At 66.2% G+C, this 15,801-nt stretch carries 12 protein-coding genes; 4 read left to right on the plus strand and 8 right to left on the minus strand.

Translation table 11 applies throughout. The annotated features are described in order from the left end of the window. Nucleotides 1–146: 146 nt before the first annotated feature. Nucleotides 147–974: a ferredoxin--NADP reductase gene (locus EJ071_RS02625; RefSeq protein ID WP_126096696.1), complete on the minus strand. Its 828-nt coding sequence runs from the start codon at nucleotides 972–974 to the stop codon at nucleotides 147–149. Between the two features lie 221 nt (nucleotides 975–1,195). Here EJ071_RS02625 and EJ071_RS02630 point away from each other — a divergent pair, with 221 nt between their 5' ends. Together EJ071_RS02630 and EJ071_RS02635 are read left to right on the plus strand one after the other, a co-directional pair. Next, nucleotides 1,196–3,268: a hydantoinase/oxoprolinase family protein gene (locus EJ071_RS02630; RefSeq protein ID WP_126096697.1), complete on the plus strand. Its 2,073-nt coding sequence runs from the start codon at nucleotides 1,196–1,198 to the stop codon at nucleotides 3,266–3,268. Nucleotides 3,269–3,270: 2 nt separating this feature from the next. Further along, nucleotides 3,271–4,977: a hydantoinase B/oxoprolinase family protein gene (locus EJ071_RS02635; protein WP_126096698.1), complete on the plus strand. Its 1,707-nt coding sequence runs from the start codon at nucleotides 3,271–3,273 to the stop codon at nucleotides 4,975–4,977. A gap of 284 nt (nucleotides 4,978–5,261) precedes the next feature. On the opposite strand, the gene EJ071_RS02640 is transcribed toward EJ071_RS02635, so the two are convergent. Further along, nucleotides 5,262–6,674 carry an FAD-binding oxidoreductase gene (locus EJ071_RS02640; RefSeq protein ID WP_126096699.1) on the minus strand — a complete coding sequence of 471 codons (1,413 nt, stop codon included), beginning with the start codon at nucleotides 6,672–6,674 and terminating at the stop codon, nucleotides 5,262–5,264. A gap of 111 nt (nucleotides 6,675–6,785) precedes the next feature. Here EJ071_RS02640 and EJ071_RS02645 point away from each other — a divergent pair, with 111 nt between their 5' ends. Next, a complete protein-coding gene (locus tag EJ071_RS02645) occupies nucleotides 6,786–7,481 on the plus strand; it encodes a helix-turn-helix domain-containing protein (protein WP_126096700.1) in 696 nt (231 codons plus the stop codon). Between the two features lie 165 nt (nucleotides 7,482–7,646). Here EJ071_RS02645 and EJ071_RS02650 read toward each other — a convergent pair whose 3' ends face one another. The 6 genes from EJ071_RS02650 to EJ071_RS02675 are packed head-to-tail and all read right to left on the minus strand — an operon-like array spanning nucleotide 7,647 to nucleotide 14,906. Continuing rightward, complete coding sequence (locus EJ071_RS02650) at nucleotides 7,647–8,108, minus strand: MarR family transcriptional regulator (protein ID WP_126102453.1); 462 nt, start codon at nucleotides 8,106–8,108, stop codon at nucleotides 7,647–7,649. Continuing rightward, complete coding sequence (locus EJ071_RS02655; RefSeq protein ID WP_126096701.1) at nucleotides 8,105–8,689, minus strand: amino acid synthesis family protein; 585 nt, start codon at nucleotides 8,687–8,689, stop codon at nucleotides 8,105–8,107. Before EJ071_RS02655 ends, EJ071_RS02650 begins: the two co-directional genes overlap by 4 nt. Then, nucleotides 8,682–9,563, minus strand: a complete 882-nt coding sequence (locus EJ071_RS02660; protein WP_126096702.1) for a UPF0280 family protein — start codon at nucleotides 9,561–9,563, stop codon at nucleotides 8,682–8,684. The genes EJ071_RS02655 and EJ071_RS02660 overlap by 8 nt, the downstream gene beginning before the upstream one ends. Continuing rightward, nucleotides 9,563–11,104, minus strand: a complete 1,542-nt coding sequence (locus EJ071_RS02665) for a 6-hydroxynicotinate reductase (RefSeq protein WP_126096703.1) — start codon at nucleotides 11,102–11,104, stop codon at nucleotides 9,563–9,565. The genes EJ071_RS02660 and EJ071_RS02665 overlap by 1 nt, the downstream gene beginning before the upstream one ends. Further along, nucleotides 11,101–14,052 (minus strand): molybdopterin-dependent oxidoreductase, encoded by a 2,952-nt coding sequence (locus tag EJ071_RS02670; protein ID WP_126096704.1) that lies wholly within the window; start codon nucleotides 14,050–14,052, stop codon nucleotides 11,101–11,103. Before EJ071_RS02670 ends, EJ071_RS02665 begins: the two co-directional genes overlap by 4 nt. Continuing rightward, nucleotides 14,049–14,906: a xanthine dehydrogenase family protein subunit M gene (locus EJ071_RS02675; RefSeq protein ID WP_126096705.1), complete on the minus strand. Its 858-nt coding sequence runs from the start codon at nucleotides 14,904–14,906 to the stop codon at nucleotides 14,049–14,051. The genes EJ071_RS02670 and EJ071_RS02675 overlap by 4 nt, the downstream gene beginning before the upstream one ends. A gap of 247 nt (nucleotides 14,907–15,153) precedes the next feature. Between EJ071_RS02675 and pncA the strand changes: the two genes are divergently transcribed. Beyond that, complete coding sequence (pncA, locus tag EJ071_RS02680) at nucleotides 15,154–15,768, plus strand: bifunctional nicotinamidase/pyrazinamidase (RefSeq protein WP_126096706.1); 615 nt, start codon at nucleotides 15,154–15,156, stop codon at nucleotides 15,766–15,768. The last annotated feature ends 33 nt before the right edge of the window (nucleotides 15,769–15,801 follow it).

The following is a 15,801-nucleotide window of genomic DNA, read 5'->3' on the forward strand; positions in this document are numbered from 1 at the left end:
TAACCGCTGCAACACCTTAGCATCGCGGAATGGATTCTAGGGTCTGCGCGCGTCGCTCCGCTCCTTGCTCCGCCCTAGAATGACGAAGCTCGAATGTCGTCGCTAATCTCAGACGCCTCCAACAGAGCTGGCGGCTGCGGCGCGCCTCAGCCGACAAAGGCGCGCTCGACGACGAAGGTGGCCGGATGGCTGAGCGAGCCTTCCTGGAAGCCGAGGCTTTCGGCGAGTTCCTTGACGTCCTTCAGCATGTGCATCGAGCCGCAGATCATGATGCGGTCGGTCTCGGGGTTGAGCTTGTCGATGCCGAGATCGGAATAGAACTTGCCGGAGCCGATCAGCGCGGTGATGCGGCCCATGCGCGCCGACTCTTCCCGCGTGGTCGAATTGTAGAGCGTGACGCGGCCGCCGGTCAGCTCGCCGATCAGCGGGTCGGTCTCGAGTGCCGCCACCAATTCCTGGCCGTAGGTGAGCTCGGCATTGTCGCGGCAGGTGTGGGTGAGGATGACCTGGTCGAATTTTTCATAGGTGTCGGGATCGCGCAGCAGGCTGGCGAAGGGCGCGATGCCGGTGCCGGTCGAGATCATGAAGACGCGCTTGGCGGGCGTCAGCGCGTCCAGCACCAGCGTGCCGGTCGACTTCTGGCGCATGATGACGGTGTCGCCGACCTGAATCTTCTGCAGCTCGGAGGTCAGCGGACCATCCGGCACCTTGATCGAGAAGAATTCGAGCTCGTCGTCCCAGGCCGGGCTCGCGACCGAATAGGCGCGGAAGATCGGCTTCTCGGCATTGGGCAGGCCGATCATGACGAACTCGCCGGAGCGGAAGCGCAGCGACTGCGGGCGGGTGATGCGGAACGAGAACAGACGATCGGTGTAGTGCTTCACCGACACCACGGTCTCGGCATAGACATTGGCCGGGATCGGGAACTGCAGCGGCCTGGCGCCGGCAATATTCAACGCGGATGTCGTGTTCATCAAACCCAACTTTCCGGGCCATGCTCAAAGGCGCTGGCGCCAAACTTTCTCTTGCGCGCCCGAACGATCAGGTTCCGGCGCGCCCTTTGCACACTGCCAAGCGGTAAGCTCTTGTGTCGGGAATTTATTAGTATACAAATGATCTTCAGGTCAAGATGGCGGCGTAAAACGCCTTTCCAAACCGAGGCATATCCGTAGTCCTGGCATTTCGGGTTTCGGCAATGAATGAGAAATTTTCGGCGTCGGCGGGAAGCGTCGTTGCCGGCATCGATGTCGGCGGAACCTTCACCGACCTGCTCTTGATCGACGGCAAGGCGGGCGGCAAGGTGCATATCGCCAAGACGCCAACCACGGTGGAAAATCAGGCCTTTGGCGTGGTGGCCGCGCTTGGCGCCACCGGCTTTCCGGTCGACGGCATCGACCTCATCGTGCACGGAACGACGACCACCACCAACGCGGTGCTGGAGCGCCGGCTGGCACGAACCGGCATGATCACCACCCGCGGCTTCCGCGACGTGATCGAGCTTGGCCGGCGAACGCGGCCGCAGGCCTATGGTATGACGGGCACCTTCGTGCCGGTCATTCCGCGGGATCTCAGGCTCGAAGTGTCGGAGCGGGTCGAGGCGTCCGGCGCGGTGCGCGTGGCGCTCGACGAGACCGAGATGCGCTATGCGGTGAAGAAGCTGCTCGACGCCGGCTGCGAATCGCTCGTCATCCATTTCCTGCATTCCTATGCCAACCCTTCGCACGAGCGGCGCGCGGCCGAGATTGCGGCGGAGCTCTGGCCGAACGGCCACATCACCACCGGCCATGCGCTGCTTTCGGAGGCGCGCGAGTTCGAGCGCGGCGTGACGGCTTCGGTCAACGCCTCGGTGCAGCCTATCCTGGAGCGCTATGTCGAGCGGCTGCGCAAGGAGCTGGCGGCCAAGGGCTATGCCCGCGACTTCCTGATCATGAACGGCAATGGCGGCATGATCTCGGCCCGCTTCGTCACGCTGGAATCGGCGAAGACCGTGATGTCCGGCCCGGCGTCGGGCGTGATCGCCGCCGCCTATACGGGAAAGCGCGCCGGCTTCGGCAACCTCGTCACCTACGACATGGGCGGCACCTCGACCGACGTGGCGCTGATCCGCAATGCCGAGCCCGCCGTGTCGAACGAGATCGAGATCGAGTATGCGATGCCGATCCATGTGCCGATGGTGGCCGTACACACCGTCGGCGCCGGCGGCGGCTCGATCGCGCGCGTCGACGCGGCCGGGCTGATCCAGATCGGCCCGGAAAGCGCCGGCGCCAATCCCGGCCCGATCTGCTACGGGCGCGGCGGCACGGATCCGACCATCACCGACGCCAATCTGGTGCTGGGCCGGTTGGCGCCGAAGAAGCTGCTCGCCGTCGACCACCCTGTCACTGTCGAGCGGGTAACCGCGATCTTCGAGGACAAGATCGGCGAGCGCACCGGCCTTTCCGGCGTCGAGGCGGCGGGCGCGGTGCTGAGACTCGCCAACATGAAGATGGCGGGCGCCATCCGCATGGTTTCGGTGTCGCGCGGCCACGACCCGCGCGACTTCGCGCTGTTCGCCTTCGGCGGCGCCGGGCCGCTGCACGCGACGGCGCTCGCTCGCGAGCTCGGCCTGCCCAGGGTGCTGGTGCCGGCGCGCCCGGGCATCACCAACGCGCTCGGCTGCGTCGTCGCCGATTTGCGGCATGACTTCGTCAACACAATCAACCAGCCGGTCGCAGGTCTCGACGAAACAAAGCTTCGCGAGGTATTGGAACGCCACCGGAATGAAGGCGACGCGCTGATCGCCAAGGAAGCGGTGAAGCCGAACGCGATCCGCGTCACCCATTCGGCCGACATGCAGTTCGTCGGCCAGACGCACATCATCAACGTGCCGCTGCCGTCGTCCTCGGTTTCACGAGAAACGCTGCAGCTTCTGTTCGAAAAGGCCTATTTCGCTCGCTTCAAGGTAGAGCTGCCGGAGATCCGCGCCAATCTCGTCAACCTCAACACCTCGGTCACCGGGGTGCGGCCGCAGATCGACCTATCGCGGCTGATCGACCCGGCAGGGCGCGCGGCGACGCTCGAGGAGGCGCTGCGCGAAATCCGGCCGGTCTGGTATCACGGCAGCTGGCACGACACGCCAGTCTACTCTCGCGAAAAACTGCCACTCGACGCAACAGTAGAGGGGCCGGCGATCCTCGAACAGATGGACGCCACCACGGTGCTCGAACCCGGCGACCGGGCGCGATCGGACGCCGACGGCAACATCATCATCGACATCGGCGAGGCCTGAACATGCCAGCGTTCGAAGGGGCAAAGCTCGACACGATCACGCTTTCGGTGCTGCAGGCCGCGCTGCAGCAGGTCTGCGATGAAATGGACCTGACGTTTTCCCGCGCGGCTTTCTCGCCGGTCATCGCCGAGGCCAACGACCGCTCGGACGGCATCTATTCGGCGGTCGACGGCTCGCTGATCGCGCAAGGCAGCCAGGGCCTGCCGGTGTTCGTCGGCGTCATGCAATATTCGACCAAGACGGTGATCGAGATGATCGCCGACGGCCGTTGCCTGACGCCGGAGCCCGGCGACATCTACATCGTCAACGACCCCTATCTCGGCGGCACGCATCTGATGGATGTGCGCTTCGTCATGCCGGTCTATCGGGCCGGCAAGATTTTCTGCTGGCTTTCCAACACCGGGCATTGGCCGGACATCGGCGGCTCGGTGCCAGGCGGGTTCTCGGCATCGGCCACAGCGGTCGAGCAGGAAGGCCTGCGCCTGCCGCCGGTGAAACTGTTCAAGAAGGGCGTGCTCGATCCCGAGATCTACGCCATCATCTGCTCCAACATCCGCGTCGCCGACCAGCGCATCGGCGACATCCGCGCGCAGGCGGCAGCACTCTTGATCGGCCAGGACAGACTCAATGAGATACTCGATCGTTACGGTGACGAAACTGTCGTGAAGGCGATCGCCGAGCTGCGCAGCCGCGCCGCCGAGCAGATGCGCGCCTCGATAGCCGTCATACCCGACGGCGTCTACCGCTCGCAGGCTTTCGTCGATTCCGACGGGGTGGTGAACGAGCCGCTGACCGTCAATCTCGCCGTCGAGAAGAAAGGCGACACGCTCACCTTCGATTTTGCCGGCTCCTCGAAACCCTGCGCCGGGCCGATGAACAGCGTGCTGGCGACGACCTTGTCGTCGGTCTATCTCGCCATGCGGCATATTTTTCCGGAAGTGCCGATCAGCGCCGGCGCCTTCGAGCCGCTGAACGTCAAGCGGCCGGAAGGCACTTTCCTCGATGCGAAATATCCGCGCCCGGTCTCGGGCTGCGCGGCGGAGGTGTCGCAGCGCATCGCCGAAGCAGTGTTCGCGGCCATGGTTCAGGCGCTGCCGGAGAAGGTGACAGCGGCGCCCGCCGGATCCAGCGGCAATTTCGCGCTCGGCGGCAACGACCCGGCGCGCGGGCGCGACTACGTCATGTACCAGATCTCGGGCGGCGGCTATGGCGGCAATGCCGGCCATGACGGCTTGAACAATGGCTGCTCGACCATCGGCATTTCGAAGTCGCCGCCGGTCGAGATCATGGAGCAGGCCTTTCCGGTGCTCTACCGTCACTACGCGCTGCGCGAAGGCTCGGGCGGCGCCGGCAGGCATCGCGGCGGCTTCGGGCTGGCCTATGAGGTGGAGATCCTGCGAGGTGAAGCCCGCGCGTCCTTCGTCATGGACCATGGCCGTTTCGGGCCGCAGGGCGCGCTCGGCGGCAGGGACGGCGCGCCGAACAGCGTGACCGTGTTCCGGGGCGGCGAAGCGCATGTGCCGCCGCACCTTTCCAAGGAACAGGACATCGCCCTCAAGGCAGGCGACCGCGTGCGCGTCGGCACGCCGGGCGGCGGCGGCTATGGCGACCCGCGCGAGCGCGATCCGACGCTGGTCGCCGAGGATGTCCGGCTCGGCTACTACACGGCGGAGCAGGCCAGCGAGATGTTCGGGGGGTCTCTCGGCTAACGGCGTCGCGGAAGCGGCCGAGTTTGCACAGAACGAGGATCATGCGCGGGATCAAGGAGGGGCATTCTCACCCAGCCGGTCGTGTCATCAGGGTTTTCATCGGCTCGCGCCTGCTGCTGCCGAAGACGCAACTGAGCGGATCGCTCGTTGTCGCGGTCAGGGCTTTGCTCGAGCACTAGCCCGGACGAGACGCGCCGCCCTGGCGCCTCCGGCAGTGGCGCACCCATCTGCAACACTACCCCGCATATTAACATCGGCCGCGCCGGAACCGCCTGCACCGTCCCTCAAACCGGGCGGATGTTCTGGTTGTGGTGGAAGACGTTGTCGGGGTCGTATGTGGTCTTCACGTCCACCAGCCGGTCGTACACAGAGTCGCCGTACGCCTCGCGGACCCGGTCCGGATCTTCGTCCCCGCCGAGGAAGTTGACGTAAACGCCTTCGCGGAAGTGTCCGAGGGCGGCGAAAAACCTCTTCGTCCAGGCGGTATCCCGGTCGCCATAGTCCTCGCCGGGCCGCCACACCGCATCAAGGGTGATCGCGTGCGACGCCTGGCGGTTCCCGAACGCCGTCTCGCCCTCGGCCACCCGGCTCACCGCCCCCTTCAGATGGAACATCGCCACGTAGGACCGTGGCGACGAAGCGGAGAACGCATGCCCGGCGATCACGTCGATGAGGTCGTCGCGGAGCTCGGGTAGATGGGTGGACTTCCAGTAGTAGTTCCAGCCGTGGACGACGGTCGAGTCGAGCGCGCTCTGGAATACCGCGTACGGCTTGGGCCCGACCAGGTCGAGGAGGGGGGACCGGAATGCGCGGAGCGGCCGGAGCGTCTTCTCACCGTCTTCTATCGGCCCGGCGTAGCAGCTACCCACGATCATCATGGGGCGCCAATGTAGCTCCTCAAGGATGACGGGCAGCGGCGGGGCGGTACCGAACCTCACGACCGTGCCGAGCTCGCAGGGAGCATCGCGGACGAAGTCGCGGTAGAAGCGGAGGACGTCCCCGGCGTCGTTCGCGTCCCAAAGGATGGGCCCGGCCAGAACGGTCGGCCCGACGGCGTGGAGACGGAACTCGAACGAGGTGACCACGCCGAAATTGCCGCCGCCGCCTCTGAGCGCCCAGAACAGGTCGGGGTGCTCGTCCTCGGATGCCCGCAGCAGCTCGCCGTCGGCCGTCACGAGATCGACGGCGACGAGGTTGTCGACCGTGAGGCCATGCTTGCGCATCAGCCAGCCGACGCCACCGCCGAGGGTGAGTCCGGCGACTCCAGTGTGGCTCACGATTCCGCCAGTGGTGGCGAGACCGTACGCCTGCGTCTCGTGGTCGACATCGCCCCACAGCGCGCCACCCTGTACCCAGGCCCGGCGGTTTGCGGGATCGACCCGCACGCCCCGCATCGCCGAGAGGTCGACGACGATGCCGTCGTCGCAAACGGCGGTGCCCGCCACATTGTGGCCTCCACCCCGTATGGCGATCTCCAGATCGTGGCCGCGGGCGAAACGCACGGCCGCGATCACGTCGGAGGTCCCGATGCATCGGGCGATCAGGCGCGGGCGCCGGTCGATGGCGCCGTTCCACACGGCGCGGGTGGTGTCGTAGTCGGCTTGGTCGGCACTGATCAGCCTGCCCCGGAAATCGCCGATCTCCGCGACGCCTGTTTCCTGGCTCCGGTGGCCGACGTCTGCGATCATGGTTGTCATTGTCGTGTCCTCCTCTCTCGAAGGAAGGCTATATCGGACCACCACGGACCGCTGCCGTATAGTCAAGAATCTGGACTTCACAGCCGACGGCGGGCGTGGAAAACTGGCGGCGTGAGAACGTACGGCCAATACTGCCCCATCGCGCGCGGCGCCGAGATTTTCGCCGAGCGCTGGACACCGCTGATCATCCGCAACCTGTATCTTGGCTGCGGAAGCTTCAGCGAGATCCTGGAGGGCGCGCCCGGACTCTCCCGTACGCTGCTCTCGGAACGGCTCAGGCAGCTCGAATCGGTCGGTGTCGTCGAGTCGGCACCCAAGCCCGACGGGCGCGGGCGCCACTACGAGCTCACATTCGCCGGCCACGACCTCTTCGCGGTCTGCCAATCGCTCGGCGAATGGGGCGCGCATTGGCTCGAGATCGCCCCCCAGCATCTCGACCCCTTTGTGGCCCTGTGGTCGATGTGCAATGCGCTCCGCCGGGACCGGCTCCCGGATCGACGCGTCGTCATCCGTTTCGACTTCACCGGCCGCCCGCGCCGTGAGCGCTATTGGCTACTTATCGAGCTTGGAGACACCGAGATCTGCAAGACGAATCCCGCCCTCGACGAGGACCTCTACGTCACGGCGGAAGCCGAAGCCTTCGTCAAATGGCATGCCGGACAGCTTACCTGGGCTCAGGCCACCCGCGACGACCGCGTCCAACTCGACGGCGACCTGTCGCTCGCAAGAGCTTTCCCGACCTGGAACGCCCGCAGCACGTTCGCCCACATCAGGCCGGTCTCCCGCACCGTCACTAGAGCCGGATGATTTCGGATCGAGTCGATCCGAAATCTGAATCCGGCTCTAAATCAAAGAGATAGAGCATGATGTCGTCCGAAAACCGCCTCTAGTCCTGCGGGCTGACATCCTGGATGCGGCCTCCCATCGCGCACCGCACCGCCAGAGGGGGCGCGACGGATCGCCGGCACCCGTTCACGCAAGCTTCGCCAGCAGCCGCAGGAACGTCGTGGCTTCCTTGGCCGTCAGGGGCGCAAGAGTCTCCTCGGTGATGGTGCGGGCAAGCGGGATCAGCCGCTCGATCGCCTCGCGGCCTTCCGGCGTCAGATTGACCAGCAGGCGCCGCTTGTCGACCTCGTGCTTGGAGAGCTCGACCAGCCCGCGCGCTTTCAGCCGGTCGATGACGCCTTTCACCGTGGCGGCATCCATCGCGATCAGCGTTCCGAGCTGGTTTTGCGAGGTCTCGCCGATATCGTAGAGCTTGGCTAAAGCCGCGAATTGCGGCGGCGTCAGATCGCCGATGTGAGCGGCAAAGATCGAGACATGGCGCTGATGCGCCTTGCGCAGGATGAAGCCGACCTGGTCCTGCAGATGGTAGTTGTTTTCGTCCGGCTCTTCGGCTTCGACGAGCCGCAGCAGATTGTCCTCGCCACTCATCTCAAGCCGTCCCATGCCTTGATGTCCTCGGCAGCGAGACCGCCCATGCGGTTGTGGACGCGCGGGCCGCAGGTCATGGCGAGGCAGAACAGGATTTCGTCGGGACGCGGGCCGTCGCTGACGCCGACCTCCATCGCGTCGAAATGGCTGCGGACATAGGCGGCGTTGATGTGGCCGAGCGGCACGTCGAGCCGCGCGCCGAAGGCGCCGACCTTCTTGGCCGACGGCACGATCGCCTTGGCGTCGCCCAGCCTCTCGCGCATTGCATAACCGCCCGGCACATGCCACAGCGCGCCGTGCTCCAGCTCGCCGGCGGAACCTACGATGGCGCCCTTGCCGTAGCCGTCGATCTTCTTCACGTCGCCGCCGAGCGCGGCTATCAGTCTGTCGGACAGCAGGAGACCGAGCGGCTTCAGGTCCTCCGACGCACCTTGCAAATCCTCGACATAGCGGCCGGCAAAGGGGTTCTTGACCACGGCGAGGGCAGCCGCACGAAGGCGCGGCTCCTTGGTCACCGGTCCGCCATCGTGGAAGATCTCCTCGGTCAGCACCGCAATCTTGCGGATCGGAAATTCAGGCATGGGCAGTTTCCTTCGCTTTATGTTTGTTGGGCGCGGCGAGCGCCACGGAACCACTGATGCGGGACTGGCCCGCGAGGAACAGCGCCGACGCGGCAATCAGGCCGCGCCGGCGAAAATCTTCGGCGACGGCAAGGCCGTTGTCCAGCGCCTGGCCCACCTCGCCAGATGCAAGCGCACCGACGCCCTGTGTCACCGGCCGGCCGCCGAGATCGCTGTCGGGCGCCAGATCGCGCGCCGGCACGCGACGGATCGCCGGATGCCCGGGCAGGTCGACGGCGTTGGCGATGAGTGTCGCCGCGGCATCCGCCTCGGCGCCGGTCCGCGCAAGCACGGTGACGGCATCCGCTATGCCCAGCGAAAAAGATCGGCCGCGCCAGCCGCTGGTGGCAACACCGCGCACGCCATCCTCGGCGTGGATGGTGATGCGGTCGGCCATGCCATGCCCGGTGCCGGCTATCGCCAGCGTCATCGTCTCGCCCTTGCCAAGGTGGATGGCGCTGTCGCCGCCATTGTTGACGTAGGCGCGATCGAGCCGCCGCCCGGCAACCAGCGCTGCCAGAATTTCGTCGGCTACCGAACCGGCGACGGCGGCCATCGGCGTGATGAAGCTTTCCGCCAGCGGCGCGACCGCAACCTCCATGCGCCGCGCCGTTGCACCAACGAAAGCGCGCGGGATAGAGGACGCGGGACGGCGCAATTCGGGAAGTTCCTCGACCAGCTCGGTCAGGATCGTCTGGAAGCGCGACACGGCCTGCGCGTAAGCGGCGCGGCACTCACCCGTCTCGCCGAAAGCCTCGACAACAAGATCGATTGGCCCATGGTTGAGGTGAAGCCGCCTGCCGTCGGCAAGCCAATGCGCCTGCGGGCCGTTCATCAGCCGGCTCCGTTGGCCCGGCCACGGCGCAACTGCGCCAGCGGCGGCCAGGGATTGCCTGCCGGCGCGCCGGCATTGCTGCGCGGATTGAGGTATTCGCCGCCCTTGGCGAGGATATCCTCGACGCTGCGGATCTCGCTCTCATAGCCGCCGAGCCGGACATAGTCGTCGCGGCGCATGGTGAATTCGATCGGCGCGACCAGCGCCGGGGTCGGAACATAGCCGAAGGCGCCCTCCGGCACGCGGGTGACGTCGACCATCAGCGTGATGCCGCCGCCCGGCCAGACATAGACCGGCGCGCCGCCCACTGTCACATAGGTCCTCAGGCCCTGCACCGAGCGGGTGAGGTTGACCGGGTTTTCGGTGACGCCGGCGCGCAGCGAGCCGCCGGCGCCGCCGACGAACAGCACCGTGCAAAGCGCCGGCTCGCAATTGTCCTCGATCAAGCCGACGGATTTCTGCAGCCGCTCCGGAAACGGCTTCTCGATCGGCTTCAGCTGGTCGTCGAGCTCGTAATAGGCGAACTGCTCGCCGGTGGTCGAAACCATCATGAGCGACAGGCCGGGGCGTGCGCCCTTCTTGGCGTTCCAGTCGCCGAGGATCGACAGCGGGTCAGAGATCGTGGTGCCGCCCCAGCCGAGGCCGGGTTCCGACACCTTGAAATAACGGCCCGGCGTCGAACGCCGGCCGATGATCTTTATCCCGGTATCCTCCCAGCCCAGCACCTTGCCGGCCTGATGCTCGGAGACGACGCCGGTGATGTGGTCGTCCACCACCACCACCTCGTCGACAAGGCCGCGCCATTGCGTGGCGAACATGCCGATGGTGGCCGAGCCGCAGCCGACGCGCATGCGGCGCTCGACCTTGCCGTCGATGACCGGCGCCTTGCCGGCTTCGACGACGACTGTCGCGCCGCCATCGATGGTGAGCTCGACCGGCTTCCTGTTGCAGAGATTGAGCAGTGCATCGCAGGTGGCGCGTCCCTCCGACTTCGAGCCGCCGGTCAGGTGATGGACACCGCCGAGCGACAGCATCTGCGAGCCGTATTCGCCTGTCGTCACATGGCCGATCGCCTCGCCTTCCGACCGCACGGTCGCCGTCTCGTCGCCGATGTGGCGATCGGTGTCGATCTTCACCTTGACGCCGCAGTAGGAGAAGATGCCTTCGGTGACGACGGTGACGAGATCGACACCCTCGACCTCCTGGCTGACGATGAAGGGCGCCGGCTTATAGTCCGGATAGGTGGTGCCGGCGCCGATCGCCGTGACGAAGCGCCGGCCGGTGTTGACCAGCTCGCCGCCCCACTCTTCGCCCTCGGCAACGAAAGGCACGACCGCGCCGCCGGTCTCGGCCGCGTGGTCGAGGATGGTCAGCGGGTCCATGCGCACGATGCGGCCGCCGACATTGCCGTAGCGGTCGCAGGCGCCGGTGCGGCCGTCGGCGATGTAGCACATGACCGGACAGGCATCGCAGCGGATCTTTTCCGCCACCTGCTTCTCGCCGGGATCGTGGGTTTCGAAACGTTCGGCAAGCTCGCTCATTGGCGCGCCTCCTTGTCGCGGATCGCCGCCAGGACGCGGGTGGGCGTCGCCGGCACCTTGGTGACCAGGACGCCTGCGGCATGGCGGATGGCGTTGAGGATCGCCGGCGCGGTCGGGATCAGCACATGCTCGCCCAGCCCCTTGGCGCCGAAGGGTCCTTCCGGATCCGGAACCTCGACCAGTATGTGTTCGATCGGCGGCACGTCGCCGATGGTCGGGATGAGGTAATCGTGCAGGTTCTCGGTGCGGCCGGGGATATACTCCTCCATCAGCGCCATGCCGATGCCTTGCGCGATGCCGCCCTCGATCTGGCCCTCGACCAGGAGCGGATTGATCGCCTTGCCGACATCATGCGCGGCGGTGATCTTGATCAGCTTCACGGTGCCCAGCTTGAGATCAACCTCGAGCTCGGCGATCTGCGCGCCATAGCCATAGACGGCGTAGGGCTTGCCCTGGCCCTTGGCGTCGAGCGGCAGCGTCGGCGGGTCGTAGGTCTCTTCGGCCACGAAGACCAAACCGTCGGCATCGGCTTTCAGCGTCGCGAGATCGATACGGCGCGTTGCCTCGCCCTCCCGGATGGAGACGTTTGCGCCGTCGAGCGCGATCGTCGCCTGGCCGGAGACATTGGCGAAGCGCAGGATTTTTTCGCGCAGCGCGCGACCGGCCTTCTCGGCGGCCTTGCCGGTCACAAAAGTCTGGCGCGAGGCCGATGTCTTGCCGGCGTCCGGCGTGATGGCGGTATCGGCGCTCTCCAGCCGGAATTTGTCCAGCGGCAGGCCGAGCGCGTCGGCGCAGATCTGAGCGATGACCGTGTTCGAGCCTTGGCCGATATCGACCGCGCCCTGATGCAGGACGACGTCGCCATCGACCGAGATGCCGACCTTGATGGTCGAGGGATTGGGCAGCGAGGTGTTGCCGCAGCCATACCAGCAGGAGGCGACGCCGACGCCGCGTTTTTTCTCCGTGTTGGCGGCGTTGAATGTCTCAGCCTCGGCAAGCGCGCGCGCCCAATGCGGACGCAGCTGCTCCAGGCATTCCCCGATGCCGACGCCCGACTCCAGGAGTTGGCCCGTCACCGTTTCGCATCCGTTACGAAGGCAGTTCTTCAGGCGGAAGTCGAGCCGGTCCATGCCGAGCTTGCCGGCGAGCTCGTCGTAGAGCGTTTCCTGCATGATCGTCGCCTGCGGCACGCCGAAACCGCGGAAGGCGCCGGCGATCGGGCCGTTGGTGTGGATGGCGTAGCCCGTCGCCCGATAGTTCGGCGTCAGATAGGGGCCTGAGGCGTGCACCGGCACGCGATTGGCGACCGTCGGGCCCCAACTGGCGTAAGCGCCGGTGTTGAAATCGCCCGTAAACACCATGCCGGTGACGCGGCCCGCGGCATCGGTCCCGATGGTCGCCTGCATCTCGGCTGGGTGGCGCTTGGTGGTCGACATCATCGACTCATTGCGCGTGTAGGCGAGTGCCGCCGGCCGTCCCATCTTCATTGCCACCAGGCCGATAAGAGGCTGCAGCGAAACATCGAGCTTGGAGCCGAAGCCGCCGCCGGTAGCGGTCGGAACGATGCGCACCTTCTCGACCGGCAGGCCGAGCACCTTGGCCGTGTCATCGCGGTCCATATAGGGCGCCTGCGTGCAGGCGACGACGACGAGCGTGTCGCCGTCCAAGTAAGCGTAGCCGGCTTCCGGCTCGATATAGGCGTGCTCGACAAAGGAGGTCTCGATCGCGCCTGACGCGGTGACGGCGGCGCCGGCAAGCGCGCCGTCCGGATCGCCGCGCTCGACAAAGCCCGACGTCAGCACGTTCGCCGGCCGATACTTGTGGATCGGCGAGGCATCGTCGGCCTTCGCCTCGCGAGGCTGCAGGACATGCGGCAGTTCGGTCCAGGCGACAGGAAAACCGTTAAGGTCGAGATCCAGGATCGCCTCGCGCTCACCCGCCACGAGCGCCACCGCCTCGCCTCGGAAGCGGGCGAAGCCTTCGGCCAGAGCCGGCTGATCGGCAAAGGGGCCGATGACGCCGAAGCAGTTCTTGCCCGGAATGTCGGCAGCAGTGAAGACGCCTGCGATGCCTGGATGAGACTTGGCCCAGGCTTCAACATCGCCGAAGCTGAACCGGGCATGGTAATGCGGCGAGCGGACCACGAGAACGGCCAGCGCATCGGCCGGAAAAGAGTCGCCGCCGAACTTCTCGCCGCCGGTAACCTTCGGCTCGCCGTCGAGGCGGATCGGCGAAGCGCCTACGGCGCGGCCGGTGGCCGGCATTCTACGGTCAAGGTCGAGATCCAGCTCATGAAGTTGGCGCTGCCCCTCACCCTTACCCTCTCCCCGTAAGGACGGGAGAGGGATCGCCGATGTTGGAGCGCTTCCCTTCTCCCCGTCACTATACGGGGAGAAGGTGCCGGCAGGCGGATGAGGGGCGGCGCTGACCTTCGACGGTTCGCGCCGCGCAGCATCCATGACCGCGGCAATGATCTTTCGGTATCCCGTGCAGCGGCAGAGCACGCCGCCCAGCGCATCCTGCGTTTCGGCCTCGCTTGGCGCGGGATTGTGCTCCAGCAGCGCGCTGGCTGCCACCAGCAGACCCGGCGTGCAGATGCCGCACTGCGCGGCGCCATGCTCCAGAAACGAGGCCTGCAGGGCGGAGAGCCGGCCATTGCCGAGGCCCTCGACCGTGGTGACGGAAGCGCCGGAGACCGAGGCGGCAGGCACCAGGCAGGCGCAGACCGGCTCGCCATCGACCAGCACGGTGCAGGCGCCGCAGTCGCCGGCGTCGCAGCCGACCTTGGTGCCGGTGAGCCGCAACTCGTCGCGCAAAACCTGCGACAGCCGCCGCACCGGCGGCACCGATACGCTGACGGCGGCGCCATTGACCTCGAAGGCGATGTCGGCTCGCGCCATGCTCGTGGACGGCCGGGCCTTGCCGATGTCGGGCCGCGCTTCGTTCATGCCGCCACCTTGCCGCTATCCTGGCCGAGGGCGGCACGCACGGCGCGGGCAACGATCTCGCGCGCGGCGTGCTCCCGGTATTCGGCGCTGCCGCGCACATCGCCGATCGGCGACAGTTCGTCGATCGGCGCGGACAGGACCGCGTCGGCGAGCGCCTCGTTGATCGGGCACCCGCGCAGGGCCGCCTCGACGCCGGTAAGACGGCGGGCGACGGCGGAGCAGGCGCCGACGGCGATGGCCGCATCGGCGACCGCTCCATCCTCAACCACCAGGCGAGCCGCCACCATGGCAATCGAGATGACCAGATAGCGCCGGGCACCGAGCTTGACGAAGGCCGACGTGCCGACGGCGGAGCGCTTCGGAACACGAATGGCAGTAACCATCTCGCCTGGCTGCAGCGCCGTGCGGCGGTTGCCGAGGATGAAGTCACCGAGCGGCAAATGGCGGATTGCTTTCGCCGATCGCAATTCGACTTCCGCCTCGAGCACCATAAGCGCCGGGACGCCATCGGCGGCGGGCGAGGCATTGCAGAGATTGCCGGCGACGGAAGCGACATTCTGTATCTGGACGGAGCCGACCTCGCGTGCGGCCGCCTTCAGCGCATCGAACGCCGCCGGCAGCGGATGGCGAACGATGTCGGTCCAGGTGGTGCGGGCGCCGATCCGCCAATGATCATTCGTCTCGGCGACGCCGCGCAGCGCGGTGAGACCGTTGATGTCGAGGACATTGTCGCGAAAAGGTTTTGCGCCCTGCGCCGGATAGAAATCCGTGCCGCCGGCAAGGATGCGCCAACGGTCCTCGCCAAGCAGAGCGAGCGCCTCGTCGACCGTGGTGGGTTTCGCGTAACGGATCACGCTTTGTCTTCCCAGAAAGGGCTTTCCGAGGGAACCTGCCGAGCATCAGGCTCGGACAAATTCATTCGTATGCAAATGATATCAACTTCGCCGCAATTGTCAAAGCGGAGGTTCCCGAAGAGGCTTCCCGAGCACCCGCCACAGCTTTGTTATGCTGGAGGAGGTTGACGCCACCGGTCATCTGGTCAAGGTTCTGCCTCCGGTCGCGTCAGCGGCATCTGGTGGAGCCGCAACGAAAGGAAGCCCCATGGCCGAGGAAGCGCTCATCGTCATCGACCTGCAGAACGATTTTTGCCCCGGCGGCGCGCTGGCGGTTGCCGGCGGCGACGAGATCGTGCCGCTGGTCAACGATTTGATCCGACGCACCGAGCATGTCGTGCTGACGCAGGACTGGCATCCAGCCGGCCATTCGAGCTTCGCTTCCAGCCATCCAGGCTCGCAGCCCTTCGAGACGATCGAGATGCCCTACGGGCCGCAGACGCTTTGGCCGGATCACTGCATCCAGGGCAGCATCGGTTCCGATTTCCATTCCGGGCTTGCCTGGACCAAGGCCGAGCTGGTGATCCGCAAGGGTTTTCGGACGGCGATCGACAGCTATTCGGCCTTCTTCGAAAACGACCATACGACGCCGACCGGGCTCGCCGGCTATCTCAAGGAACGCGGCATCGACACCTTGACCCTGGTCGGGCTCGCCACCGACTACTGCGTCGCCTTCTCGGCCCTCGATGCGGTAAAGCAAGGCTTCAAGACCACGGTGCGGCTCGACGCCTGCCGCGGCATCGACCTCAGCGGCTCGCTCGACGCGATGATCGCTCTCATGCGCGAAGCCGGTGTGACGCTCGAAGACCATTTGTCGGACTGACCCGTCTGTGAGGCATCGAGGGGGCTTCTTGGT

The organism is Mesorhizobium sp. M1B.F.Ca.ET.045.04.1.1, from assembly GCF_003952465.1.
Taxonomy (GTDB): Bacteria; Pseudomonadota; Alphaproteobacteria; order Rhizobiales; family Rhizobiaceae; genus Mesorhizobium; species Mesorhizobium shonense.

What these genes read in the sequence shown, in the direction of transcription:
- EJ071_RS02625 (WP_126096696.1), bottom strand. Translation starts at nt 974, where the DNA reads ATGAACACGACATCCGCGTTGAATATTGCCGGCGCCAGGCCGCTGCAG.
- EJ071_RS02630 (WP_126096697.1), top strand. Translation starts at nt 1,196, where the DNA reads ATGAATGAGAAATTTTCGGCGTCGGCGGGAAGCGTCGTTGCCGGCATC.
- EJ071_RS02635 (WP_126096698.1), top strand. Translation starts at nt 3,271, where the DNA reads ATGCCAGCGTTCGAAGGGGCAAAGCTCGACACGATCACGCTTTCGGTG.
- EJ071_RS02640 (WP_126096699.1), bottom strand. Translation starts at nt 6,674, where the DNA reads ATGACAACCATGATCGCAGACGTCGGCCACCGGAGCCAGGAAACAGGC.
- EJ071_RS02650 (WP_126102453.1), bottom strand. Translation starts at nt 8,108, where the DNA reads ATGAGTGGCGAGGACAATCTGCTGCGGCTCGTCGAAGCCGAAGAGCCG.
- EJ071_RS02655 (WP_126096701.1), bottom strand. Translation starts at nt 8,689, where the DNA reads ATGCCTGAATTTCCGATCCGCAAGATTGCGGTGCTGACCGAGGAGATC.
- EJ071_RS02660 (WP_126096702.1), bottom strand. Translation starts at nt 9,563, where the DNA reads ATGAACGGCCCGCAGGCGCATTGGCTTGCCGACGGCAGGCGGCTTCAC.
- EJ071_RS02665 (WP_126096703.1), bottom strand. Translation starts at nt 11,104, where the DNA reads ATGAGCGAGCTTGCCGAACGTTTCGAAACCCACGATCCCGGCGAGAAG.
- EJ071_RS02670 (WP_126096704.1), bottom strand. Translation starts at nt 14,052, where the DNA reads ATGAACGAAGCGCGGCCCGACATCGGCAAGGCCCGGCCGTCCACGAGC.
- pncA (WP_126096706.1), top strand. Translation starts at nt 15,154, where the DNA reads ATGGCCGAGGAAGCGCTCATCGTCATCGACCTGCAGAACGATTTTTGC.